Below are 24618 nucleotides of genomic sequence, written 5' to 3' on the forward strand. Positions count from 1 at the left end.
CGATTGGCCATCCATTCTTTGGCTCGTCCCGCGGTGCTGCCTTCGTGTTCGATCGTTCCAGCTGCCGGCGGAGGACATCATGCGCAAGACACTCGTTCATGCCGGGGTATTGCTCGCCCTGGCGGCTGTGCCGACATTCGCTCTCGCGGAGAATTCGCCCGACAAAGAGCGCCTGGCGACCATCATCAAGGCCGAAAGCCAGTTCTTGACGGATCAGCGCGTCGAGATCGTCAAGGCCGCTCTGCAGCTTCGCCCCGACCAGACCCAGTACTGGCCGGCCATAGAGCAGGCCATTCGTAACAGGGCCAAGGGCCGGGAGGCGAGGGTGACGGCGGCGTCCGAGCGGCTGAGCGATCTCAGCGAGAAAGGGGCCATCGAAGCTTTGCAGAATCGCGATCCGGTGGCATTCCTGCAGCGCCGGTCCGCCAACTTGGCGCAGCGGTCGACAGAACTGAAGAACCTCGCCGACGCATGGCAACCTCTCTACCAGAGCCTGTCGCAGGACCAGAAAAGGCGATTGGCGATCCTCACCATCTTCGTCGTGCACGAGATGCGGGACAGGTTCGAGCAGCGGCGCATGGAAGATGAGGAAGACAGCGAGGGATAAAGCAGTTTCGGCAATCCTTGGATCGTGTGCTTTCCGTCTTTGCGAACGGAGCAAAGCAATCCAGGGCAGCGGGACATCTTAGACCTGATCGGATCCCTGGATTGCTTCGCTCTGCTCGCAATGACCATGGTGATGACGGGATCCGGGTGTCCCGGAAAGCGCTTCAGCGCAGTAGTCTTCAGTTCACCTCACTTGCGACGCTTAGCCTTTTCTCTTCCGCTAACACCGTCATCGCGCGCAGGGAAGCAATCCTGAATTGCGCTTCGTCCCGGGGCGTCCCGCCGCCCCGACGGCGTCCGCATCCTGCGCTCGGTACGACGAAGCGGATCCGGGTCCGCGCGCAGTCCGCGGTTTCTACAATAACGCCAAGATGATTGCGCTACATCAAGGGCAGACTGGCCCGAGAGGCCGAGCCTTCAGTCCAGCCATTAAAACCAGTCCCGAGGACATGGTGGTGGCGAGGAGACCGATCATGAACAAGATACTGCTCAGTGTGGCCGTAATGGCCGGCGCTCTTGCGATTATTCCCGGGGAGGCCGATGCGCGAGCCGGATTCCACGGCGGGGGAGGGTTTCGGGGCGGTGGAGTTCGTGCGGGCGGTTTCCACGGCGGACGAGTGGCCGGCGTCAACCGGGGCAGGGTAGCCGGCATCCACGGTGGGTATAGAGGCGGGTATCGGGGTGGCTACGGCCGCTATGGCTACGGCCGCAATGGCCGCTATGCCTATGGCCGCTACGGCTACCGTCCCTATGCCGTCGGCGCCGCCGCCATCGGTGCCGGAGCGGCGGCTGCGGCCTACGGAGCCAGTCGCTATGGTGGCTGCGGTCCCTATCGCTACTACGACACCTATTACGGCGTCTGCCGTCCGAACGGCTACTAAGTCTTTCCCCGGTCTGAGTTGATCCTACCAGGAGAAATCGCCGGCCAAGGGAGAAATCGGCCCGATAACGATGGCAAAGGGCGTTTTCCGTGGTCCCTGGACAACGGAATACGTCCTTGCGGTTGTCCGAAAGCAGGGCTGGATCGGCGCATAAGCGACGAGCGGGCCGCCGGGGATGACGGTTCGCTCGTCTCGTGACCCGCTCGGGGGAAAAGCCTGCCGGACATCAGTGCGACAGAACCCGGACCACCCGGCGTGAATCCAGATCGACGATGACGGCCTTGTCATCGGGGGAGATGTAATACCCGTAATAGCTAACCGGGCTCAGGCCGGGGATCGCGACGTTCTGGAATGAACCGAGCCCCAACCATTCCGGGATCTCGCTCCCTCGTCCGACGCGCACGCCGCTCGGATCGTTGTAATGGGGGCCGGCCTCGAACAGGCTCTGTACCGTGCCGGGCTCATCTCCGAACATGACGACGCCTCGGCGTTCCAGGTTCGGGTTGACGCGCAGTACCAGCGGTTGTGCCAAAGCCAGGGAACAGACCAGCGTACCCATCGCGGCGAGGCCGAGCCGCGCGGATCGGATTGTCGATCGCGGGACAATGAACGGCATGACATCCTCCAATGATTGGCGTCTTCGTTCTGAGTAGAACGGTGCCATTCTCGCGCGACCGGGCAGGATCATCTTGACCGGCCGCCGCGATTTCTGGACTGGCCAAGACATCCGGCGGTCCATCCTCAGTCGCCGCGGGCTGAGGCCGTTCGTGCGCCGGTCTGGCGGCGGCTAATCCCGCAGCCCGGGCCATTCGGGTTCGGCAGATCCCCTGGGGCCAGGCGGTGCCGTATCGGGGGAAGGGACGTCCAACCCGCTGCGTCTCGTGTGTCCACCTCCCGCAAAAGGCCCGATGCCGCCTGCAACCGCCACGCCTTGGGCGTCGTCCCCGACCAGCGGTGGAAGGCGCGGGTGAAGGCGCTGGCCTCCGAATAGCCGAGCGCCACTGCGGCCTGGGCCAGATGGATGGATGTGTTCCGAAGGAGATGACAGGCGATCTCGTATCGGACTTCATCGACGAGACGTTGAAAGCTGAGCCCCTCGGCCTTCAGCCTCCGGCTCATGGTGCGGCTGTGCATGGCGAACAGATCCGCCGCCCTGGCGGCCGAGCATCCTTCTCCCAGCAGGAGGGGGCGCAGCGACCGGCGCACCTGTGCGGCCAGGGGCTCGTCGCTCATATCCTCCAGATCCGCGACCCGGTGCTCCAGCAACGATCGGAAGCCGAGATCTGCGCCGACGACCGGGTAATCCAGCCAACAGGCCGGGAAGACCAGGGCGCCCGCTTCCTCATGGGCTCGGACCGGGGCCTCGAAGACCCGGCGGAAGTCGGCGGCACGGCCCTCGACCCCCCGGGCGAGGAGCACCTCGCTCGGGCACCAGTCCGGGCCGCAGAGGGCTTGCATCATGCGGAATGCGGCCGCCAGAGCGCACTCCGCGGCCTCTTCCGACCCGGCCGTGTCGGCCGGGAGGATCCTGCAGCGGAGCACCGCCGCTCCGTCTGTGACCTGCAACGTCGGCACGATTTCCGGATGGTACAGGTGCCCGTGCCTCACGAGGCAATGCAGGGCATCGGCCACGCTCGGCGAGTGCTGCATCAGCAGCCCCACCATCCCGAAGGACGAGAGCCCCCCGCGGGTGCCCACCAGCAGGGCGAGGCACGGGCATCCGCAGGCCACCTTGCAGGCATCGAGGAGCCGTCCGAGCCAGGAGGCCGGCAGCAGGTTGTCGGCGTCCTTCAGCAACGCCGGATCGATACCTGCGGCGGCGATGAGCGGTGCCGGGTCGATCCCCAGCGCCAGCAGCGTCACCGGGATCTCCCGGGCCAGGCCGACCCGGCCGGCCTCAGGGGCCGAGGGGACGCGGCCGGTGGGGGATTGCGCCCTGGAAATCGGGGGTGAGACCCAGGCGCGGTGAGCCTTTGGCTTGGACACGTCTGGCCGCCTTTCCGCCTCTGGTCGGCGCGGGCCGGGCGCCCCTGCAATGGCGTGCGCCCCGGCGGCCGGGGCCATCTTCACTGACAGGCCGGCCGGCCACGGGTGTTGATCTTCCTCAAGGAAACCGTCCAGCGGGCGGGCGCGAGGACGTGTCCGGATCTGTTGGAAGTCGTGTCGGTCCGGTCAAGCGGACGGTGCCCCGACGGCCTAAGCCACATACGGAGCTTCTAGGCTCTGAAGACTGAAAGGATCCCGCCATGCCCGTGAAAACACCGAGGGAACTCTTCGTCCGCATGCTGAGCGATGCGCGATATCATGCTGAGCGTGCCACGAAGGTCTACGAGGAACTCGGAAAGTCCGTTCAGGACCCGGCGATCCAGGAGGCGCTCCAGTCCCGTGCGTTCCTGCAGGATCAGACCATCAAGTCCCTCGACCGCTGCTTCGTGCTCATCGAAGAGAAGCCCGTCACCGCCAACGGGCGGCTGCAGGAAGCCTTCCTCGAGGATTTCCGACGGGAACTGGCCGAGATCCAGGCGCCGGCCGCCAAGGCCTTGTTCGTCCTGATCCAGGCCAACCACATGATGCACCTGCGTCTGGCGGAGTACATCGCCCTGGTCGCCATGGCCGATGTCAGCGGGCATCTCGGCGTCGGCGTCCTGCTGGAAAGCTGCCTCGCGGACAAGCTCGCCTTCGTCGAACGGACCCGCCGTCTGATCCAGCGCACCATCGAGAGCCGGCACGCCGTGAAGCTCGCCGCCTGACGCACCCGACAGACGCCCCGCAGCGGCCGGATGCTGCGGGGCCAAGCGATCAGCCGCGACGCGCCCTGATCGAACCACCGCGCGCTTCCCCAAACGCCGGGCGCGGCGTCCCGGGTCGCAGGCGACGCGCCTACGCCAGCATATGCTTCGAGGATCGGCGAGCTGCGGATCCCCCTTCCGGTCGGCAGGGCCGACCGGCGGTTTCACGCTCGTTCGGCGCGGCAAACACAACCGCAAAAAGTGTGGTGGGAGGCTCCTACGGCGCGCCATACCCGGTGGAACAACATCCGTCAGTTGCTTTCCGCGCCGACAATAGGAATACCAGTGATGAGAAGCTGCAACCTTCAATTACATGGCACAAATGCGCAACAATGAGTAACAATCTACGTATTTAAATTTCAGGTTGTTTGTTGAGAGCCTGGGTGACGCTACAGATGCTCCGACGATGTTTTTGGCTACGCTTCGCTATGCGTATGGCCTACCCGGAGACCTGTAGAATGCTTGAGCAGAGCGGGATCGTGACGCATCACGCGGTGGTGCGCCGTCGGGCCGGTTGGCTTGTCGCGTTGCTCGCCTCGACCGCATTGGTCGCCGTGCCACCCGCCCTTGTGCCCTTTGGGATGGGCAGCATCGCGCAGGCTGCCGGTGCGGGTGGCAGCGCCAACGGCGGAACGGGAGGCGGGGCTGGGGGCGCCACCAACCTCACATCACAAGGCGGGGCGGGCGGAAGCGGTAAGACTGCTTACGACGGCGGCGGCGGTGGTGGTGCCGGTGCGTCGAAGTCGGGGGCGGGCGGCAGCAGCTTATCGGCCGGGGGTGGGTCGATGAGCTATAGCCCCGGAGGTAATGGCGGCGCGGGAACGAAGCCCAGTGCGGGCGGTGGCTCTGGCGGCGGAGGTGGTGTCCACGGCTACGAGGGCTCCTCCAGCCCGACGCAGGCATACACCGGTGGCAATGGCGGTGCCGGCGGTGACGCTGGCGACACGAACTCCGGCGGTGGCGGCGGTGGGGCGGGCGGCTACGGCGCCGTTCTCACCGGAGCGGGCTCATTTATCATCCAACACAATCTGACCGGAGGCGACGGCGGCCAGGGTGGGCAGGCCGATCGTTACGGTGGTGTCGGCGGCGAGGGCGGCTACGGGCTTGCCCTGAGCGATCAGAATGCAAAGGTGACCGTCGGCGATAATGTGACGATCGCAGGCGGAAAATCTGGTAAGTCTGGTGTGGGTAGTGGCTACATGGCGCCCGGCGGCGTTGGCATCAGTGGTGGCAAAGTCACAATAGTGCTTTCGTCGACCGCTACAGTCAAAGGTGGTGCTACCGGAACTCGATGGGAAAACACAGCAAACGCCATTGATCTGACCGATGGCAATAACACGGTGGAATTACAGGGAAACGGTGCTGCGACGTTTAATACATATGCGTCATTGCTAGGTAACGTAGTCGCCGCTGGCACATCGAACACGCTGAGATTGACAGGGCTTGGCGGCGTGTTCGAGGCTTCGAATCTGAATGGCGATGCCATGCCGATGACCGGGACGTTCCGCGGCTTTGGCAAAGTCGAGGTCAACTCGACCGGCACTTGGATAGTGACTGGCAGTCAGTCTGGTAGTGGCGCAATTGGCTGGAATGTTGCGGGCGGAGCCCTGCAACTCGGCAACGACAGCCACTCCGCGACAATCATCGGTGATACGACGGTCGCCGATAAGGCAACGCTTTCCACGATCTTATCCACCGGGGACACGACATTCGGTGGGACGATTACCGGCAACCTCACCGTCTCCAACGGCGGCACCCTCGCCGTCACGCAAAGCGGGAGCAGCGGAACGCCGGTTTCGGCCGTCAACCTCACCTTGGCGAGTGGCTCGACCCTCGCTGTCTCTTTGGGGCCGACGTCAAGCCGTGCCCTCATCACAGCGACGGGGACATTCAGTTACAACGGGAGCCTTACCATCACGGGTAAGGTCGGTTTCGGAGACGGAACCTACCAACTCGTCAACTACGCGACGGAACCCGCCGCCAGCGATAAATTCACCGCAATTACCGGACCGGCCGGCTATACATATACGACCGCCCTCGACAGAACGAACAAGCTTCTGACGCTGACTGTGGTATCGCCAGATCCTTACTGGAACGGTTCGACGACCACGGGCAATACTGGTCCAGTGATCGGTGGCGATGGCGCTTGGAAGAACGATAGCACATACACGAACTGGACGAACGCAGACGGTACGGCACGGGTTGGGAGCGATTCCCGGAAGAAAGCGATTTTTGCCGGGACTGCGGGCACCGTCACCGTGGAAGCCGGCATCATGCCACCATCAGCCGCCGGTCTGGTGTTTAAGGTTGACGGTTACAAACTAACAGGCAGGTCGATAGGGCTGTATCCGCTCCAAGGTATGCCGACGATTACTGTCGAAGGCTCGTCGACGACGGCGACGATTGGCTCGGTCTCCACCAGCAAGGGGGTGGAGCTTTTAGGCGGCGGCACCCTCATTTTTACTGACACCAACAGCTACACCGGCGGCACGACAATCACTTCCGGCACGCTGCAACTTGGGGATGGCAAATCTTCCGGGTCGATCTCGGGCGATGTCGTGAACAACGACAAGCTGGTCTTCAAATCCCCGAGTGATATCAGCTTTGGCGGCGTGATTTCCGGCAGCGGCTCTCTGGAGAAAAAGGGCGCCCGCACTCTCACTCTCACTGGCATGACCGCCGCCACGGGCGGCTACACCGGTACGACCACAGTCAGCGAAGGCACCCTCGCCTTCGCGGGGGCCAGCGGGAAGGACAGCATCCTCGCCGGCGGCCTATCGGTGGCGTCCGGGGGTACCCTCTCGGTGCAGCCGAGCGCCAATGCCGGCGCGTCGTCGGTCACGGTCACCGATCTGACCTTGCTGACGGGCTCGACCCTCAGGGTGTCCCTCGGCGCACCATCGACGACGGCTCCCCTCAAATCGACGGGCACGTTCAGCTACAACGGCAACCTCTCCATCAATAATCTCAACAATTTCGGTGAGGGCACCTACGCCCTCGTGAGGTACGCGACGGATCCCAACGCCACAGACAAGTTCTCCACGATCAGCGGTCCGTCAGGATACAAGTACACCACGGCGCTCGACAGGACGAACAAGCTCCTGACGCTGACCATCGTTGCCCCGCCCGTATTCTGGAATGGTCAAACGACGACAGGCAACACCGGCCCTGTCGTCGGGGGCGACGGCACTTGGAAGGCAGACCAGTCCGTCACGAACTGGACGAACGACGCTGGCACGGATCGGTCCGGATACAATGGCGCCCAGACGGCGATTTTCGCGGGAAGCGCGGGGACCGTGACGATCGATGGGGCCGGCGGGACGAGCCCGGTCTCATCCAAGGGGCTCACGTTCAGTGTCACCGGCTATACGATCACTGGCGACGCGCTGAAGCTTGCCCCCGCATCCGGTGCGGCGGCGGTCACGGTCGACGGCACGGGTATCACCGCGACGATCGCCTCGGAGCTGCAGGGCACGAACGGCGTGGAGGTGCTCGGCGGCGGCACTCTCGTCCTCACGGGGGCGAACACCTACACCGGCGGCACAACCATCACGTCCGGCACCCTTCAGATCGGCGGCGGCAAGACCACCGGCTCGATCATGGGCAACGTCGCGAACAACGGTAAGCTCGTCTTTAATCGTTCGGACGACGTCACCTTCACTGGCGTGGTCTCCGGCACGGGCTCACTCGTGAAGAGGGGAGCGGGTACGCTTTCCCTCATTGCCACCAACACGTACACGGGGCTCACGACCGTCGAGGCAGGCACGTTGCAGATTGCCGGGGCCCAGGGCAGTGGCAGTCTGGCCGGATCCGTCGAGGTGCAGAAGGACGCCGCCTTCTCCGGAGACCTGGCCACCTCGCATGAAGGGTTGATTCGCGGCAATGTGACCGTGTCGGACGGCGGCATGCTATTAGGCAACGTCGGCAATACAACGATTACTATCCGCGGCAACCTGACCCTCGCGTCGAATGCCACCACCACGATGATACTGGGTGCGCCATCCACGACGGCGGCCATCGGAGTCGGCGGAGCATTGAATCTCGGCGGCAAACTCAACCTGATAGCTTACGATGGATTCACGAGCGGGACCTATCGGGTGTTCGATTACGGCAGTTCCCTCGGAGGGTCGGGGCTGACCATCGGCGAGGCGCCGGACGACAGCCTGTTCGCCATCGACACCAAGACGGCCAAACAGGTGAACCTCATTGCATCCGCTGGGCAATATTGGAATGGAGCCCCGGTCAGCTCAGGGGGGACGTCGGCAGTCGTCGGAGGCGACGGCACCTGGGATGGCAACACGACGAATTGGACGGACGGGGACGGCAAAAACGCCGCCGCGTTCGGCCAGAACTCCCTGGCGGTGTTCGACGGAAAGGCGGGCAAGGTCACGATCAAGGATGGGACCACGCCGAATGTCACAGGATTGACGTTCCATACGGACGGCTACGAGATCACCGGTGGATCGATTGCGCTGACCGGATTCAACGGCAGCGCCAGCACCCGCATCTCCGTCAACGACGAAAAAGCGCCGACAGGCGGCACCGCCACCATCTCCTCGACCCTGACCGGCAGCCAAACGATCGACAAGGTCGGGGCGGGCACGCTGATCCTGACGGGGAACAACGATGCCTATGGCGGCGACGTGACGGTGAGTGCGGGCACTCTGGTGGCGGGCGGCGGCCACGCCATCGGCGACCAGAGTAAGGTAAACGTGGATGCTGGCGCGACCTTTAAGGTGATCGCCGACGAGACATTGGGTAAGATCTCCGGGCCGGGCACGGTCATCCTCGACAAGGCTTCGCTGACGGTCGGGGCCGACGACGGGGACTCGACCCTGGACGCCTCACTTTCGGGCGACGGCGGCCTGACTAAGACCGGCAAAGGCACGTTGTCCGTGTCGGGAACCAACACGCAGACCGGCGGCACGACCATCGCCGGCGGCGGCCTAGTGTTGAGCGGCAGCCTGACGGGCGACGTGAAAGTCCAGGACAAGGCGTGGCTCTCGGGCAAGGGCAACGTCGATGGGACGGTTCACGTCCTCGACGGCGGCACCCTCAAGGGCGGCCCGGATGCGGGGCTGAGCATGGGCGGGCTCGACGTCGCCTCCAAGGGTACTCTGTCTGTATCCCTCGCGGGCGCGAGCACCACGGGCGTGTATCAGGTCAAGGGCGACGTGACCCTGAATGGAACGGTGGCGGTGACGACGAACCCCGGCTTCGGCCTCGGCGTCTACCGGATCGCGGACTACACCGGGCATGGGAGCGGCGGCAGTTCCGGCGTCTCAGGTCTGGGTGCGAACTACGTCGGCGGGGTGCAGACGTCGATCGATCACCAGATCAACCTGATCGTCGAGGATTCCGGCTCGCCGGCCATCGCGTTCTGGAACGGCGCGAACCTGTCACCGACCCAGACCGTGAAGGGCGGGTCGGGCACGTGGTCGTCGGACGCGAACCATACCAATTGGGTCAACGACAGCGGCACGATCTCACGCCCCGCGCCCGGGGGCTTCTCGGTTTTCCAGGGCGAGGCAGGGACGATCACGGTGGATGCGTCGGCGGGTGCGGTCGGCGCCACGGGGCTGCAATTCGCCACGAACGGCTATGTCGTGCAGGGCGATGCGATCACCCTGCCCGGCAGCGGCTCGATGCCCGTGCGCGTCGGCGACGGAAGTCCGGCCGGGGCGGCGATGACGGCGACGATCGCCGCAGACCTCACCGGACGAACCGGCCTGGAAAAGACCGACCTCGGGACGCTGATCCTGACGGGGGCCAAGAGCTATACGGGCGTGACGACGGTGACCGCCGGCACGCTCCAGCTCGGCGACGGGGTGACGGCGGGGTCGGTCTCGGGCGACATCGTCAACAATGCCGCCCTAGTCTTCGCGCCGGGCGGGAGCCAGACCTATGCGGGGGCGATCTCGGGCACGGGCAGTCTGCTGAAGCAGGGGCCGGGAACGCTGAGCCTGTCGGGATCCCATAGCTACACGGGAGCGACGACGGTGGCCGGGGGCCGCCTCGACGTGAACGGGTCGCTGGCCGCGTCGAGCGGAGTGACGGTGCATTCGGGGGCTACCCTGGGTGGCGCGGGGACGGTGGGGGCCGTGCTGGTCGAGACCGGTGGCACCGTTGCGGGAATCCAGGGGCAGACTCTGACCACGGGCAACCTCACCCTGTCGCCAGGTACTCACGTCTCGGCCCGCTTGGGTGAGAGCGCGACCGGCTCAGCTCTGTTCTCGGTGAAGGGCGACCTGACCTTGAACGGGATTCTCGACGTGAGCAGCGAGACCGGCAGATTCGGGGCGGGCCTGTATCGGATCATGAGCTACACGGGCACGCTGTCGGGAAGTGGCCTGAGCGTGGGCATGCTGGATCGCAACGTGAACGTACCCGATCTCTCGGTGGAGACGGATGCGACGGCGAAGACGGTGAGCCTGCTCACCCGGCCGGGGGTGGCTTCGTTCTGGAACGGCGGGAAGCCCGGGGCGGGATTGGTCGAAGGTGGTGACGGCACCTGGACCGCCAACACGATTTGGACGAACGCCAGGGCTACGACGTCCACGAACATCCTTGAAGGTGCCACCGCGATCTTCACGGGCGCACCGGGGAAAGTCCGCGTCGACGCGAGCGCGGGACCCGTCTCAGTTGCCGGGATGCAATTCGTCACGAGCGGCTATGCAGTGCAGGGCGACCCGATCACGGTGCGGGAGAACGGGCTGACCGTGAGGGTGGGCGACGGAACGAAGGAGGGAGCGGCGGTGACGGCCACCATCGCCACGCCCCTCGCCGGCACCGGTGCGCTGCACAAGACGGATTACGGCACGCTCATTCTGAGCGGCACGAACACCTATTCGGGGGGAACATCCGTCGAGGCGGGCACCCTGAAGCTGGCCTCGTCCGGCGCGGTGGGAAGCAACGCGGTCAGCTTGAACGAGGGGACGGTGCTTTCCTTCGCCGGGGATCTGGCGCTGTCGAACGCGCTCGTCTTCCCGCAGGTCGGCGACCCGGTCATCGACACGGAAGATCACACGGTCACGCTGAACGGGGGCATCTCCGGTGTCGGTGACCTGTCGAAGATTGGGTCGGGCACCCTCATCCTCTCGGGAACGAACACCTACACAGGGGCGACAGACGTCGTGGCCGGCACGCTCGTGGTGGACGGATCGATCGCGGCCTCTTCGGGGGTCAAGGTCGAAACGGGCGCGACGTTGGGTGGGTCCGGCACCGTGGCGGCCCTGACTGTCCTGTCGGGCGGCACGGTGGCGCCCGGGGTGACGGGGCCGTTCAGCACACTGAACGTGGCGGGTCCAGTCACCTTCGGAGCGGGTTCGACCTACCGGGTTCAGATCGATGCGTCGGGCCGGACGGATTCGATCGTGGCGACCGGAGCGGCGACGCTGTCGGGCGGCACGGTGGACGTGCGGGCGGGAACCGGAACCTTTACGGCGGGCCAGAGCTACCGGATCCTGAGCGCGGCCGGGGGGCGGACCGGCCAGTTCGAGACGCTTCGTACGACGACGAACCTCGCCTTCCTTCAGCCGTCGCTAGGCTATGACTCCACGGGCGTGAACCTGAGTCTTGCCCGGGCTACCAGCGGTGATGGCGGTGGCACGGGTGGCTCGACGGGTGGCACAGGCGATACCGGCGGTTCGACGGGCGGCACCGGCGGCGCTGGTGGTACGCCCAATTCCGGCGGGAATGCCGGCGGGGGCAATGTGGTGCGGTTCGCTTCGGTGGCGGCCACGGGCAACCAGCGCAATGCGGCAGCGGCGATCGAGGCGCTCGGAAGCGGGCGGCTGTACAACGCGGTGCTGTCGCAATCCGCGGCGGGCGCGCGACAGGCCTTCGATGCGACGTCGGGAGAGGTTCACGCCAGCGCGGTAAGCGCGGGCATCGAGGACAGCCGTGTGGTGCGCGACGCCATCCTGGATCGCCTGCAGGAGATCAGCAGGGTAGCGTCCCCCTCGGACTCCGCAGCCGGCTCCGGGGTGTGGGGGACCGGCTTCGGCACGTTCGGTCGCACGGGGAGCGACGGCAACGCGGCGCAGTTGAAGCGCTCGCTGAGTGGCTTCGTCCTCGGTGCGGACGGGCGTCTCGACGTACCGGAACTCGGCGCGTGGCGGGTCGGTGTGGCGGGTGGCTACACGGACGACGTGCTGTCGGTGAACGCGCGCTCGTCGCGGGGTGATCTGAAGATGGTGTTCGGCGGGGCCTATGCCGGAGCCTTGTATGGCGCCCTTGACATCAAATTGGGTGTTCTGGGCGGTGGGACACAGGTGACGACCCAGCGCACAATCCTGTTCCCCGGCTTCATGGACACGGCCCATGGCCGGCGGGACGGGACGATCGTTCAGGGCTTCGGGGAGGTCGGCTACCGAATCGGGGTTCCTGGCGGTTACGTCGAACCCGTCATTCAGGGTGCGGTGATCCGCTTCGATCAGGATGGACTGCGCGAAGGCGGCGGTCCTACGGCTCTGCGCGTGCTGAGCCGGACGAACGAGGTCGGAACCACGACGGCCGGACTTCGGAGCGAGGTGTCGCTCTCGTCTGAATGGCCGCTGGTGGCGCGGGGCTTGGTAGGTTGGCGCCATGCTTATGGGGATGTGTCGCCGAAGGCCCTTGTGGCCTTCGGCGGAACGGGCAGTCCGTTCGCGGTGTCAGGGGCTCCGATCGATCAGGACGCGGTGGTGGGCGAGGTGGGCTTGGCCTACCGGGCAAGCGACCTCGTGAGCCTGAGTCTTGGCTACACGGCACAGGCCGGACGTCACGCCGCCGATCAGAGCGTCAAGGGGCAGTTCGAGCTGCGGTTCTAGGGCCGATCCTCCACGTCATGAACGTTGTGGCCCCCGTGCGGTGCATTCCACACGGGGGCCACGATTTTGGTACGGCGGATGAACGCGAAGGTTGTGTCGTACACTTGATCAAAAGATGCACAAATTTTTATTGCCATTACGGGTTGTAATATTGACGTCAATACATCGGCATACTTGCGTATTGATATTGTAGTGGTTTAAATGCCATACCTATGTTGACTGACCCGGGACGGATCTTGATTCGGTCCGGGGTGTCAGATCGGCCAATCTTCTCGAGAACATCTATGTCGTATCTGAGATCTGCCATTGTTGGTGTCATCGTGTTCGGCAGCGTCGGATCGGCCGCCGCAACGGAGGCACTCGTCAAGAGCCCCACACCCGCGGTCGCTGCGCCGGCCTCCGCTCCCTCCGTCGGCGCCGATCCGGCCGCAACGACCGCGGCCTATGGGGATTGGATCCTCCGGTGTGAGAAGACGGGCGAGAAATCGCGCCTCTGCGAGGTGGCTCAGACGATCCAGGTCAAGGATCAGGACAAGACGCTTCCCGTCGCCCAGATCGCCTTTGGTCGGCTCAAGCCCGGCGAGCCCCTGCGGGTGACCGTGGCCCTGCCGAGCAACATCAGCCTCCCGAGCAGTGCCGCCCTTGCCCTGAACGACAAGGATCCCCGGCCGATCGACCTACCGTGGCGGCGTTGCCTGCCGGGCAACTGCATCGCCGATGCCCAGCCCGCGCCGGACGCCCTCAGGCTGTACCTGACCGCAAGCGAACCGGCGCGCCTCTCTTTCATCGATGCGGCCGGGCGGGTCATCGGCCTCCCCCTGTCGGTGCGCGGCCTGCAACAGGCCCTCGACGCACTGAACAAGAGCTGACGAACCCGCCGCCTCGCGGCTGCAAACTTTCCCATCGAGGACATCACACGTGACGACCCAGCCCCCGGCGCCTCCGTCGCTCCCGCTGTTCTATGCCGGCCCGACGGTCCTGCGCTTCCCTGACCATCGCAGCCTCGGCCTGCGGCGGACGGGCGATTATTCCTTCGCCGCCGATGTGGTGGCTGTCCCGCTGACGCTGGCGGAATTCGCCACGGCCGGGCGCAGCATGCCCATCGTGTTTGCCCAAGACGAACTGGCGATGCCGCTGGGCGTTTGCGGCCTCGAGGCCGGGCGCAACCTGCTGGTGACGAAGTCCGGCGGGTGGCATCCGAACCGTTATGTGCCGGCCTATATCCGGCGTTTCCCGTTCATTGCGATGGAGATTGAGGAGGGCGGACCCCGATTGCTTGGCATCGAGGCGACGAGTTCCCTCGTCGTCACGGATGCCGGAGCGGATGGCGGCGTCCGTCTGTTTGACGAGGCCGGCGTTCCTACCGATCGGGCGCGGGAGGCGATGGCCCTGTGTGAGGCCTACGCGGTTGATCACGATGCGACCGCGGCTTTCGCGGCCGCGCTGGTTGAGCACAAGCTTCTGGTGCCACGTCAGGCGGAAATGCGCCTTCTGCGCGCCGATGGCGCCTCGGCAGAAGCGGACAAATCTGAAGGCGCGCCCGATACGGAAGCGAACGCGGTGCGTGCGACGCTGGCGGGGTTCCAGGTGATCGATCCCGCCGCGTTCCAGGCCCTGTCCGGCGAGGTTGTGGCGGAGTTCCACACCCGCGGGTGGCTGGCGCCGATTGTGCTGCACATTGCTTCACAGCAGAGCTGGCAGCTTCTGTTAGAAGCTGCCGACCAGGTCGCGAACGAGCCCGCGGCGAAAGCTGCCTGACACGAAGGCCCGCGCCAGTCGCGAATGGGTTGCCCCGGAATGGCGCGGATGGGGCCACACGGACGAGGATAAGGCGAGCTCGATCTGGGGGGCTCGCCAGCACTGGGTCAGGCGCGGCGGTCAGCAAGGCTTAGGATCGCGGTGACGCCAGTATAGGAACCAAGCACCGCGGCTTTCTCCGCGCGGGTCAGGGACGCCCAGGCCCGATCCAAATCGTCGGCATCGGCGACTTTGGCCTGTCCGACGACCAGGGCGGGATCGATGGATCCTTCCCCGCGTCGCCGGGGCGGGGGAAGGGCGTCGAGGTGGTGCCGGCGGAGGACGGGGTCACGCAGGAGACGCCGCAAGGCATCCTCGTCCGGTTCTTGGACGAACTGCCGATACAGGGTAGTGGCCCGCTGCAGGGTCTGCGGCGGCGCGGCTTCCTCCGGCGTCCGTAACAGACCGACCCGTCGCAGGGCCCGGCCGGCGCTCCGGCTCGATGTGAGCAGAACCAGGGGCACCGCCAGACCCAGCCCGGCCAGGACCGGGGTCATCCAGAGGAACAGGGGGGTCGAGACCGCGTAGGCGGCTCCGGCCAGGACGAGGCCGAAGACGGTGTATTGCCAGTAGCCGGCGATCACCGCGCGGGTGGACACAGCCCCGTCATCCCGGCGCTGGGCGTTCCAGCCGGAATCCCGACCGAGGAGGATGCCGACGACGGCGGAGGACTGGATCAGCATCGCGATGGGCGCGATCAGGCCACCGAGCAGCGTCTCGATCAGCACGCCACAAAGCGCACGAACCCCACCGCCACAGGCCCGGCGCATCGGCGGGTCGAACAGCAGCACGATGTAGGCCATCAGCTTCGGTGCCAGGAGGACGGCCATGGTCGCGCCGAAGAGTTGCTGCGCGAGCACCGGATCGACCTTCGGCCAGTTCGGGAACAGCAGGCGTTCGTCGCCGAAATATTCGGGCCTGACGAATCGGGCTTGCAAGGAGATGAGCACTCCGAAAAGCAGAAAGATCAACCACAGGGGAGAGGTGATGTAGCTGCCGATCCCCATGAGGAGATGGAGACGGCTCACCCAATGAAGGCCGCGGGTCGGCAGGACGGCTGCGTGCTGGAGGTTGCCCTGACACCATCGGCGGTCGCGGACCGCGACTTCCGTGATGGAGGGTGGCCCTTCCTCGAAGCTGCCTGGCAGCTCCGGCACCATGCGGATGGCCCAGCCGCCCCTCCGGATCAGGGCGGCCTCCACGAAATCATGGCTGAGGATATGGCCGCCGAACGGGGTCGGACCCGCCAGCACCGGCAGTCCCGCCTGCGTGGCGAAGGCCCGCGTGCGGATGATGGCGTTATGCCCCCAGTAATTGCCCTCCGTCCCGTGCCAGGAAGCAATGCCGTGGGCGATGAGGGGGCCGTAGATGCGCCCTGCGAACTGTTGAAGCCTCGCGAAGAGTGTCGTGGCGTTCACGATGACCGGCAACGTCTGGATCAGCCCGGTCCCCGGCTCCTGCTCCATCATCGCTGCGAGGCGCACGATGGTCGCGCCTTCCATCACGCTGTCGGCGTCGAGGATCAGCATCAGCGGATAGGCCGCGCCGAACCGTGTGACCCAATCGGCGATGTTGCCGGCCTTGCGCTCGATGTTCTTGGGGCGGCGCCGGTAGAAGATCCGGGCCTCGCCCCCCGTCCGTTCCCGCAGGGCCAGAAAGGACGCCTCCTCGGCGATCCAGATGTCGGGGTCGGTCGTGTCGCTGAGGATGAAGAAGTCGAACCGGTCGAGCCGGCCGGTTGCCGCCAGGGATTCGTAGGTCGCCTGGAGGCCGGCGGCGATCCGCGCCGGATGTTCGTTGTAGCAGGGCATGAGCAAAGCCGTGCGGGCTTGCAAGGCGGGAAGGCCGTCGGCCGCGACGGCATTGCGGCGCCCTAGGATCATGTCTGCAAGCCCGGCCAGGGCGCTGGTAAAGGCGAGAGAGATCCAGGCGAACAGCACCACGAAGAGGATGAGAACTGCCCAACCGAGAACGCTCTGCCCGGCCCCATTGAGCACGAGGTACATCTGGCGGCCGCCGAAGGCCGTCATGAGGATGGCGCCCGCGATGACGAGGACACGGCGGATCGCCACCCCGCGGCTCGCGGGAACAGGGCCGGCCTCGTGCGGAGGCGGCGCCCGCAGCGACTGGACCGGCATCTCCATCGGTGCGGGCGGCGGTAGGCTGGGGCTGCCCTTCGCAACCTCGATAACCTCGGGAGCCTGCATCAGGCGGTCCAGCGGTAGAGCCAGGTCTCGGAGACGGGCCCGGACTCGCCGAGCAGGACGCAGCGCAACTCGGCGAGTTTCGCGCCCCCTGTCTGCAGGTGAAAGCTGATGCGCCACCCCCCCGTCTCGGGGTTGGGGATCGAGAATACGTCGGTGATCTTGCCGGCGCTGGTCCCGATTTCCGGGCGAAGGGGAGCATCGGCCGGCTTTCCCCGGACGGCGTCGCCCACCACGTCGATGACGAAGATCCGGCTTCCTTCCTCCTGACCTGCCCCGATCAGGGTGGTGGTCACCCGGGCGAGCTGCGTTGGCCAGGGCATGTCCCAGCCCCAGTGCATCCGGTAGGTGAAGGTGTACTCGCCCTTGGCCGAGAGTTTGTCCTTCGGGCGCCAGAAGGCGACGATGTTGTCGTTGGTCTCGTTGGGGGTGGGGATCTCCACGAGATCGATGGCCCCCTGGCCCCAATCGCCGATGGGCTCAATCCACAGGCTCGGACGCTTGTCGTAACGGGCCTCCAGATCCTGATAGTCGGAGAAGGCCCGGGCCCGCTGCATCAGGCCGAACCCCCGGGGGTTGGCCTGCCCGAACACGCTGAATTGCAGGTCCACCGGATTGCTGAGCGGACGCCAGATCTGCTCGCCCTGGCCGGTCCACATCAGCAGCGCCTCGGAATCGCGCACGGCGGGGCGCCATTCGTCGAAGCGCCGGGAATCCTTGGGGCCGAGCTGGTACATGCTGGTGAGCGTGGCGATGCCCGGCTCAGTGATGTCCACCCGCGGGTAGAGAACGCTTTCCACGTCGAACACCGTCGCCGTCCCCGGGCGGATGGTGAAGCGATAGGCGCCGGTGACGCTCTCGCTGTCGAGGAGGGCGTGTATGACGAGGGCCGGCGCGTCGGCCTTGGGCCTTTCCAGCCAGAATGCGCGGAAGCGGGCGAATTCTTCGCCCTTGGGGTTGCCCGTGCCGATGGCCAGCCCCCGGGCCGACAGGCCGTAATGCTGGCCCTTGGTGATCGCGCGGAAGTAGCTCGCCCCGAGGAACGAGCAGAGTTCGTCGCTGTCGTCGCTGGACGCAGCGGGTGTGTGAATGCGGAAGCCAGCGAAGCCGAGGTCGCCAGGCACGCGCAGGGCGGGCTCTTCATAATTGAACAGGTCGACGCTGTAGGGCACCGCCGTGGCCTTCCCGTCCGCGACTTCGAAGATGTCGACCGCAGGGCGGAAGAGGAAACCCCGTGGGAAGAACTCCACCTCGAACGGCAACTTGCGGTCGCGCCAGAGGGAGCGTTCCTTGCGGAATTGGATGGTGCGGTACTGGTCGTAGCTCAGGGAATTGATCGGGCCGGGCAGGTCTGTCGGCGGAGCCTTGTAGCGCTGCTGGGCCAGTGCCCGGGCGAGGCGTCGGACGGTGGAGCCTTCGAAGGGGCCCGGCCCGGGGATGGTATCCGTGGCGCTCTGTTCCGCCAGCGCGGCGTTCGGTCGAAGAAGGGTATCCAGCAGACCGACGATGGTCGCACCGGAGCCGCCGAGAAGAACGTTTCGTCGGTGCACGGTTTCGGGTCTCGCAGCCAAGACATAAAGTAACAGATATGGCCAAGGTCGCCGATTGGTTCCGTGGTGGGGCCGGCCCTGTCTGCGCTGATGCCCGTCCGCCGCAGGTTTCTCAGCAGCCGATGCAGATGTCGCGGACGACGTGCTCGTGATGATGCCCCGTCCGCTGATTGGGCAACCGGCCGTCCGCGCCCGCCGCCACGCCGCCGAAGGCTCTGGGACGCCGGGGTGGTGAGACCTCCAAGACCGGCGAATGCTCGGGGGTGGCCACCCGCGGGGCTTCCGGCGAAGGCGGGGCCGTGCCGCCCTCCGCCATGCCGGGATCCGGTGGGGTCACCGCCATGCCAAGGGCCGGGGAAGCGACGGCCATGCCTTCCGCGGCAAGGGCCGTCGAGGCCAAGCTCGCAAAAATGGCGGCGAGGACCGATGGCCCGATGAGGCGACCGGCGCGGGATGGAGGAGCGTCTCGCATGCGCGCCAGCTTCGTTCGACTGTTTTGCGGGAGGATGTCCGGCATGACCGAACCGTCCGCAGACCTATGAGAAACGCCTCCGGGAGGGGAAGGACCCATGCCGCCGAGGGAGAGTGTGCCCTTGGGCATCTCTCACAACGACGGCGCGTTTGGACGATTCGCTCGCCCGCATTTCAGGCCGTGCGCTGCCGCTGCGTGACCACCAGTGCCCAGATCGTCGCCGGGATCCAGCCGATGATCGTCAGGTGCAAGATGATGCACAGGATCCCCTGGAATATCTTCCCGCGCAGGAACATGGCGAGCCAGGGCGCCAGGAAGCAGATGATGATCATGACCATTGAAACAGAGCTCCTCGCGCCAGCGATATAAAAATGCGCAAGCTTGACCGGGTGAACCGTTCAGTGAAGCAACATCAGGCCGCCTACCAGCACGGCACAGATGGCCGCCACAACGCCGGCGTAAAGCGGCAGGGTCCAGGGCCGTTTTCCGTGGGGGTCAGACGCCTTCCGTACCCGCTCGGACGCGGCTTCGTTCTTGCGCGCCAGCTTGACCTCCTGCGGCGTCGGCGGAGCGCCCCCGGCCTCTTCGCAGGTGCCGAGCATCGCGGCCCCGACATCGGTGTGGGCGATCTTGTCTCCGGTGCGGCCGCTGTCGATGTCGCCTTTCAGCTGAGCGGCGTTCGGCCGATCGGAGTCGGGCGGCTCCCGTGGCTCAAGGTTGCCCGGGGGCGGCGGCGTTTCAGAGCGGAGCATGATCGGCATCCCTTGGGGTGTGCGGTGGCAACGCGACACTTTGCCAAGTGTGCCTGCGGCGCGTCGCCACCATCCCGCGGCGGGACTGCTAACCCTCCGACCGTGACGCCTGTTCCCGCCGGAACGCGCCGAGGAAGCGTGTCAGGCCGGTGACCTTGCGGCTCCCATCGGCTTCGGGCTCCGGTTCGGCCCCAGCCGCCGCGTGTCCGGTCGAACCTTCGGCCCGGCTTTCCGCCAAATCGTCCGCCACCTGCTGGAGCACCTCGCCGACGATCTGCGGCCAAGGTTCACCTCGCTCCTGCAGCAGGCGTGCCGCCGAGACGAGGGCGGTGATCTGCTCCGGGGGCAGGGGACGCGCCACGATCTGCGCGTAGCGCATGCGTGCGGCGAGTTCGGTGGCGAGACGCTGGACGTGCGCCAAGCCGCCGGAGGGATCGTCGTGCGCGGTGGGGCGCGGCTCGGTCTGCAGCATCGGCTTTGGGGTGATGGGGAACGGATCGCCGATCCTAGCCGATCCTGCGCCGGTTGCAGCGAGGGTCCAGGGCGACATCCACCGGGGAGACCCAGCGGAAGCACTCCGCCGCCTCAGTTCTGGACTGGCTTGGCGCCGATCTGCAGCCGGTAGACCGTCGTGGGAAACTTTACGGCCGAGGCTTCGCCGCCGTTCATCGCCGGGGTGCGATTCATCTGTGCGGCGGGGATCCATAGGCCCCCGTCATCGTCGATCCACATGGCATCGACCCAGATCAGGCGCGGATCCTGCACGAGCGTGCGTGTGCTGCCGTCCGGGGCGATCTTCAGGATCCGCAGGGCGTCGGTATCGCTCGCGTAGATGTTGCCGTCGGCATCGATGGCCGTCCCGCCCGTGGCCACGGTGGGCGCGAATAGCGTGACGTGCTTGGCGCGTTCCGCGTCGTCCATCGTTTCGTCATCGAGCCACCGGGTCTCAATGCTGTAGAGCGGTCCGGTGCAGGCTTGGTAATAGAAGGTCTTGCCGTCGGGCGAGACTTCGAGCTGGTCGGCGTGGATCGCGAGCAGCTTGCCCTTGTCGTCCCGCAGGACACGGCCCTGGCCCGTCAGGGGTCGCTGGGCGATCGTCGACCAATGATTGTCGAGCACCCGGCGCAGCTTGCCGGTGTCGAGGTCGAGAACGACGATCCCGGGCTGTCCGGCATCCGTGAGGTAGACCTTGCGGCCGTTGAACCGAAAGTCGTCGATGAAGCTCTTATCGGTCGTGGCGGCCTGGAGGGGATAGACCCGGCGAACCGTGTTGCTGGCGATATCGATCTGAACGAGCTTCGGGCCGCCGGGGAGCGGGGCCTCCCCCATACCCGGCGCCCCCTTGTCCACGACCCAGAGGTCGCCGTCCGGCCCGATCCGGATGGCGTTGACCGCGACGAAGGCCTTGGCCGGATCGTCTCCCTGCTTCCAGCCGTTCCAGGCATCGTCGGGATAGGCAACGGCTTTGCCGTCCCGCCATTCCCCCAGTTCGATGCCCTTGTCCTTGGTCTGACGCTGGAACGGCAGGAAGACCCGTCCGTCCTGCGAGCGGGTGACGCCGTTGAAAACGAGGCTGTCGCTCTGCACCATCGGCGTGAGGGCGCCGGCATCGCCCTGCGGAGTTTCCGCTGCGACACCCGCCCGGGGGAGGCCGACGGACAGGAGGAGGGCGGCGAGCAGAGCGGTGCGGGTCATGCGTCATCCCTGGGCAAGGTCGGGGTGTCCCGGCGCAAATCCTCCGGCGGCGGCCCGTGTTCCAGCCATCGGCGTGACGGCAGCGGTGAACCATCTTCCGTACGGCCCGTTGGCGGCGGGACTTCCCACCAGCGGACAACACCATGCGCCTCACGATTCTCGCCCTCACCCTCGCCCTGGCGACGCCCGCCGCGGCACAGGTCGTCACGGGGGGCGCCGGCAACACCGGGGTCACGCCGCCCGGGAGCGTCGGCGGGGTCGCCCGTGGGGAGCGCGATCTTGGGCCAAGCCCGATCACCCGGGGGAACGAGGCCAATCCCAGCAACTCACCGGTCGTCGGCACGACCCCCGGCGTCAACATCGGCGGCACGACCACCGGTGGCCCGCCCGGGACAGGCGGCACGTCGGGCGGCCCGTCCCTCGGCCGGTAGGACGATGACCACAACAGGCAGGCCTCATTCAACCGTCGACAATCATACCGTTGAATGAAACGTGTCGCGATGAACGGCGGTTAGCCGGTAGCATTCGGGCCACGTCCCGAATGGATCGGGGCCAGGGATGCAGAATTCTTCATCGCCACATCGCGACGGAAACGGCTCCGGCCCATCCGTCATCTGGATGGTCGGCCTCGCCACTGCCCTCGTCGGGCTCGTCGCCCTGCCCCGACGGGCCGGGCCCCCAGCCCCAACCCCAGCCCCAGCCCCAGCCCCTGAAAGCGGTAGTGCCGGTCGGGACGACGCGAGGCGTCCGCCACCCTCCCACGGGGGCCGCGACGCCGAGGCGGTGGCGCACCGGGAAGCGGACCGCGGACGCCGCGCCTCGACGCCCACGGAGATCCCCGCGTCGGGCTGGAAGGACATCCTCCTGCGCACCTACCGGGACGTGGGCGAGAACCGCATCATGCTGGTTTCCGCGGGCGTGACCTTCTTCAGCCTGCTGGCGATCTTCCCGGCGGTGGCGGCCCTCGTGTCCGTCTACGGGCTGGTGGCCGATCCTTCGACCATTTCGGATCAGCTCGGCAGCCTGCAGGGCATCGTGCCCCAGGGCGCCCTCGAGATCGTCGGCGAGCAGGTCACCCGCCTGAACGAGAAGGGCAGTACGACCCTCGGGGTGAGCCTGTTCATCGGCCTCGCCCTCTCGGTCTGGAGCGCAAACGGCGGCATGAAGCACGTCTTCGATGCCTTGAACCTCGTCTACAATGAGCGCGAGAAGCGCTCCTTCATCCGCCTTAACCTCATCTCCCTCGCCTTCACCGCGGGGGCGCTGTTCTTCCTGGTCTTGGCCTTGGCGAGCGTGGTGCTGGTGCCGATCGTCCTGAAGGTCGTCGGGCTCGGCGAGAATGCGTGGTGGCTCGCGCTGCTGCGCTGGCCGGTTCTCGTGGTCGCGGTGCTCCTGGGTCTCGCGGTCCTCTACCGTTACGGCCCGAGCCGTGACGCCCCACGCTGGCGCTGGGCGACGCCGGGCTCGGCCCTGGCGGCAATCCTCTGGCTCGGCGGATCGCTTCTCTTCTCGTGGTACGTGGCCAACTTCGGCAAATACAACCAAACCTATGGGTCCTTGGGCGCGGCCATCGGCTTCATGACGTGGATCTGGCTGTCCACCACCATCGTACTCCTCGGCGCGCAGGTGAACGCCGAGATGGAGCACCAGACCGCCGAGGATACAACCGTCGGTGAACCGCAGCCACTCGGCACGCGCCGCGCGCGCATGGCCGACACGGTGGGGAAGGCCGCGGGTTGAACCAAGGCCTACTGAATCGACCCTGCGGCTGTGATGATAATGCCACGGGTCTTGGGGGAAGGACTTATTCGCCCCTTATCTGGCCAAGCTTGGGATATCTAGCGGTTGTCTTGGCGATGCCCGTTTTTCGTGTAGAGATTACAGAAATAGAACTAAAAGTTTCATTCCCGAATTCGCGATATATTTGGTACTGAAAAATTTTCGTAATTCATATCGCGTAAGCATTTAACATTTTTCAAAACTTGCCGTATTGTAGATAAAGTTCAATCACAATCATCAAGTGTGCCCTGAACTGTCTGATAATAAAGATAATATCATCATAATTATTCGCATAATGCTGTCGCTGCGGGAATTGACTCGCCTCGGTGATAGGAAAAAGCGGTAATATAATTTTTGATCTTAAATCTCGCATATTTTTAAAGCTGATCGGAGTGTGTTTATTCGTATCGTTAACATGCCTATAAATCTTAATTTAAAGCAAAATGGCCGCAGATGTACGCGGGCAGTATACTCACAACAAGAACAGAATCGGATCTGCGAATTATATTAGATTGCGCCGCACTTAAATTAGTGCGCACCATCAAAATATTATAATCAACACTAAAAGTCTAGCATAGATCTGGTGTATTAGCAAAAAGTCGATTTGGATTTAATAAATATTAGAAGCTATCGATTTGACATCGCTAAAAACATGCTATCTCAAGTTGTAATGGTGTAATTACCTTGACCGCCTGCTGTGTTGACAACGGAAGATTCGTCGGGAATCGAGAATGCCAAGAATTATCTTCTAGCACAAAGCCGTCAGTTGCGTTTCTTTCCAAGGAAACTCCTCGGTTGTGTCTTCGTGCGACGGAATTAAGGATGGAGTGTTGCGGATGAACGCGGAAGATCTGCTTCGCTCTTCGGTGCGCTTTGCACGTGAAAGAGGTTCGGCTGCGAATTCCAAGGAAGGCGACGTCAGGAAGCGCCAATGGGGCCAGGGCGAGACGAATGAGCATGATGCATGCGTCGTCGCCCATGAGGGGGGTGATCCCGGAGTGACGCTCGCCGTGATGGGCGCGGCTTCAGTCTCGGGCTTCGTCATGGGGCTTTTCGTGCGAGGCGAAGGGCTGATCGGCCTGGCCGTCACGGTTTTCGCTTCGGCTCTTGTCTGGTCAGGCTGGTGGCTGCGTGGCGTTGCTCATTCGGCAAATGCTCCCGAGAAGAACGGGTAAATTTGGGCATCGTCTTAAGTTCTAGATCCAATCTATTTTATGCATCTAAATAGGTGCCAATAGAAAAGATCCGGAACTGAAATCAAGAAGTATTGAGATAATCATCAG

General features: G+C 65.1%; 18 protein-coding genes. 9 read left to right on the forward strand and 9 right to left on the reverse strand.

What is annotated here, in order from left to right:
- Positions 1–79: 79 nt before the first annotated feature.
- On the forward strand, positions 80–607 hold the full coding sequence (locus MFF22_RS15700) for a Spy/CpxP family protein refolding chaperone (RefSeq protein WP_238249918.1): 528 nt from the start codon (positions 80–82) through the stop codon (positions 605–607).
- A 472-nt stretch (positions 608–1079) separates the two neighbouring features.
- Positions 1080–1487: a hypothetical protein gene (locus MFF22_RS15705; protein WP_238249919.1), complete on the forward strand. Its 408-nt coding sequence runs from the start codon at positions 1080–1082 to the stop codon at positions 1485–1487.
- Positions 1488–1713: 226 nt separating this feature from the next.
- Here the strand turns inward: MFF22_RS15705 and MFF22_RS15710 are convergent, their stop codons facing one another.
- Positions 1714–2151 (reverse strand): hypothetical protein, encoded by a 438-nt coding sequence (locus MFF22_RS15710; RefSeq protein WP_238249920.1) that lies wholly within the window; start codon positions 2149–2151, stop codon positions 1714–1716.
- 77 nt (positions 2152–2228) lie between these two features.
- A complete protein-coding gene (locus MFF22_RS15715) occupies positions 2229–3473 on the reverse strand; it encodes an AraC family transcriptional regulator (RefSeq protein ID WP_238249921.1) in 1245 nt (414 codons plus the stop codon).
- 260 nt (positions 3474–3733) lie between these two features.
- Here MFF22_RS15715 and MFF22_RS15720 point away from each other — a divergent pair, with 260 nt between their 5' ends.
- The 4 genes from MFF22_RS15720 (at position 3734) to MFF22_RS15735 (ending at position 14844) form a co-directional block, all read left to right on the forward strand.
- The gene (locus tag MFF22_RS15720) at positions 3734–4237 is read left to right on the forward strand and encodes a DUF892 family protein (protein WP_238249922.1); all 504 of its coding nucleotides are present in this window, start codon (positions 3734–3736) and stop codon (positions 4235–4237) included.
- A gap of 422 nt (positions 4238–4659) precedes the next feature.
- Positions 4660–13086, forward strand: a complete 8427-nt coding sequence (locus MFF22_RS15725) for an autotransporter-associated beta strand repeat-containing protein (RefSeq protein WP_238249923.1) — start codon at positions 4660–4662, stop codon at positions 13084–13086.
- A 284-nt stretch (positions 13087–13370) separates the two neighbouring features.
- Positions 13371–13955 carry an invasion associated locus B family protein gene (locus MFF22_RS15730; protein ID WP_238249924.1) on the forward strand — a complete coding sequence of 195 codons (585 nt, stop codon included), beginning with the start codon at positions 13371–13373 and terminating at the stop codon, positions 13953–13955.
- Positions 13956–14004: 49 nt separating this feature from the next.
- Complete coding sequence (locus MFF22_RS15735) at positions 14005–14844, forward strand: SapC family protein (protein WP_238249925.1); 840 nt, start codon at positions 14005–14007, stop codon at positions 14842–14844.
- A 107-nt stretch (positions 14845–14951) separates the two neighbouring features.
- Here MFF22_RS15735 and mdoH read toward each other — a convergent pair whose 3' ends face one another.
- The 7 genes from mdoH to MFF22_RS15770 form a co-directional block, all read right to left on the reverse strand.
- Positions 14952–17090, reverse strand: a complete 2139-nt coding sequence (gene mdoH, locus MFF22_RS15740; RefSeq protein WP_238249926.1) for a glucans biosynthesis glucosyltransferase MdoH — start codon at positions 17088–17090, stop codon at positions 14952–14954.
- Complete coding sequence (locus MFF22_RS15745) at positions 17090–18637, reverse strand: OpgD/OpgG family glucan biosynthesis protein (RefSeq protein ID WP_238249927.1); 1548 nt, start codon at positions 18635–18637, stop codon at positions 17090–17092. Before MFF22_RS15745 ends, mdoH begins: the two co-directional genes overlap by 1 nt.
- 112 nt (positions 18638–18749) lie before the next feature.
- Positions 18750–19007, reverse strand: a complete 258-nt coding sequence (locus MFF22_RS15750) for a hypothetical protein (protein WP_238249928.1) — start codon at positions 19005–19007, stop codon at positions 18750–18752.
- A gap of 275 nt (positions 19008–19282) precedes the next feature.
- Positions 19283–19447: a YqaE/Pmp3 family membrane protein gene (locus tag MFF22_RS15755; protein ID WP_238249929.1), complete on the reverse strand. Its 165-nt coding sequence runs from the start codon at positions 19445–19447 to the stop codon at positions 19283–19285.
- Positions 19448–19507: 60 nt separating this feature from the next.
- Entirely contained in the window at positions 19508–19861 is a 354-nt protein-coding gene (locus MFF22_RS15760) for a hypothetical protein (RefSeq protein WP_238249930.1), read from the reverse strand.
- 88 nt (positions 19862–19949) lie between these two features.
- The gene (locus MFF22_RS15765) at positions 19950–20411 is read right to left on the reverse strand and encodes a hypothetical protein (RefSeq protein WP_238249931.1); all 462 of its coding nucleotides are present in this window, start codon (positions 20409–20411) and stop codon (positions 19950–19952) included.
- A gap of 35 nt (positions 20412–20446) precedes the next feature.
- Complete coding sequence (locus MFF22_RS15770; protein WP_238249932.1) at positions 20447–21556, reverse strand: SMP-30/gluconolactonase/LRE family protein; 1110 nt, start codon at positions 21554–21556, stop codon at positions 20447–20449.
- Positions 21557–21699: 143 nt separating this feature from the next.
- On the opposite strand from MFF22_RS15770, the gene MFF22_RS15775 reads away from it, so the two are divergent.
- From MFF22_RS15775 to MFF22_RS15785, 3 genes are all read left to right on the forward strand, one after another.
- Positions 21700–21987, forward strand: coding sequence for a hypothetical protein (locus MFF22_RS15775; protein ID WP_238249933.1), 288 nt, complete (start codon positions 21700–21702; stop codon positions 21985–21987).
- Positions 21988–22114: 127 nt separating this feature from the next.
- The gene (locus MFF22_RS15780) at positions 22115–23296 is read left to right on the forward strand and encodes a YihY/virulence factor BrkB family protein (RefSeq protein ID WP_238249934.1); all 1182 of its coding nucleotides are present in this window, start codon (positions 22115–22117) and stop codon (positions 23294–23296) included.
- Between the two features lie 875 nt (positions 23297–24171).
- A complete protein-coding gene (locus MFF22_RS15785) occupies positions 24172–24510 on the forward strand; it encodes a hypothetical protein (RefSeq protein WP_238249935.1) in 339 nt (112 codons plus the stop codon).
- The last annotated feature ends 108 nt before the right edge of the window (positions 24511–24618 follow it).

Source organism: Methylobacterium persicinum, assembly GCF_022179525.1.
Classification (GTDB): Bacteria; Pseudomonadota; Alphaproteobacteria; order Rhizobiales; family Beijerinckiaceae; genus Methylobacterium; species Methylobacterium persicinum.

Coding starts and splice junctions, on each gene's coding strand:
- MFF22_RS15785 (WP_238249935.1), top strand. CDS start 24,172: ATGAACGCGGAAGATCTGCTTCGCTCTTCGGTGCGCTTTGCACGTGAA.
- mdoH (WP_238249926.1), bottom strand. CDS start 17,090: ATGCAGGCTCCCGAGGTTATCGAGGTTGCGAAGGGCAGCCCCAGCCTA.
- MFF22_RS15720 (WP_238249922.1), top strand. CDS start 3,734: ATGCCCGTGAAAACACCGAGGGAACTCTTCGTCCGCATGCTGAGCGAT.
- MFF22_RS15760 (WP_238249930.1), bottom strand. CDS start 19,861: ATGCTCCGCTCTGAAACGCCGCCGCCCCCGGGCAACCTTGAGCCACGG.
- MFF22_RS15705 (WP_238249919.1), top strand. CDS start 1,080: ATGAACAAGATACTGCTCAGTGTGGCCGTAATGGCCGGCGCTCTTGCG.
- MFF22_RS15755 (WP_238249929.1), bottom strand. CDS start 19,447: ATGGTCATGATCATCATCTGCTTCCTGGCGCCCTGGCTCGCCATGTTC.
- MFF22_RS15700 (WP_238249918.1), top strand. CDS start 80: ATGCGCAAGACACTCGTTCATGCCGGGGTATTGCTCGCCCTGGCGGCT.
- MFF22_RS15775 (WP_238249933.1), top strand. CDS start 21,700: ATGCGCCTCACGATTCTCGCCCTCACCCTCGCCCTGGCGACGCCCGCC.
- MFF22_RS15710 (WP_238249920.1), bottom strand. CDS start 2,151: ATGGCACCGTTCTACTCAGAACGAAGACGCCAATCATTGGAGGATGTC.
- MFF22_RS15770 (WP_238249932.1), bottom strand. CDS start 21,556: ATGACCCGCACCGCTCTGCTCGCCGCCCTCCTCCTGTCCGTCGGCCTC.
- MFF22_RS15765 (WP_238249931.1), bottom strand. CDS start 20,411: ATGTCGCCCTGGACCCTCGCTGCAACCGGCGCAGGATCGGCTAGGATC.
- MFF22_RS15750 (WP_238249928.1), bottom strand. CDS start 19,007: ATGGCCGTCGCTTCCCCGGCCCTTGGCATGGCGGTGACCCCACCGGAT.
- MFF22_RS15780 (WP_238249934.1), top strand. CDS start 22,115: ATGCAGAATTCTTCATCGCCACATCGCGACGGAAACGGCTCCGGCCCA.
- MFF22_RS15730 (WP_238249924.1), top strand. CDS start 13,371: ATGTCGTATCTGAGATCTGCCATTGTTGGTGTCATCGTGTTCGGCAGC.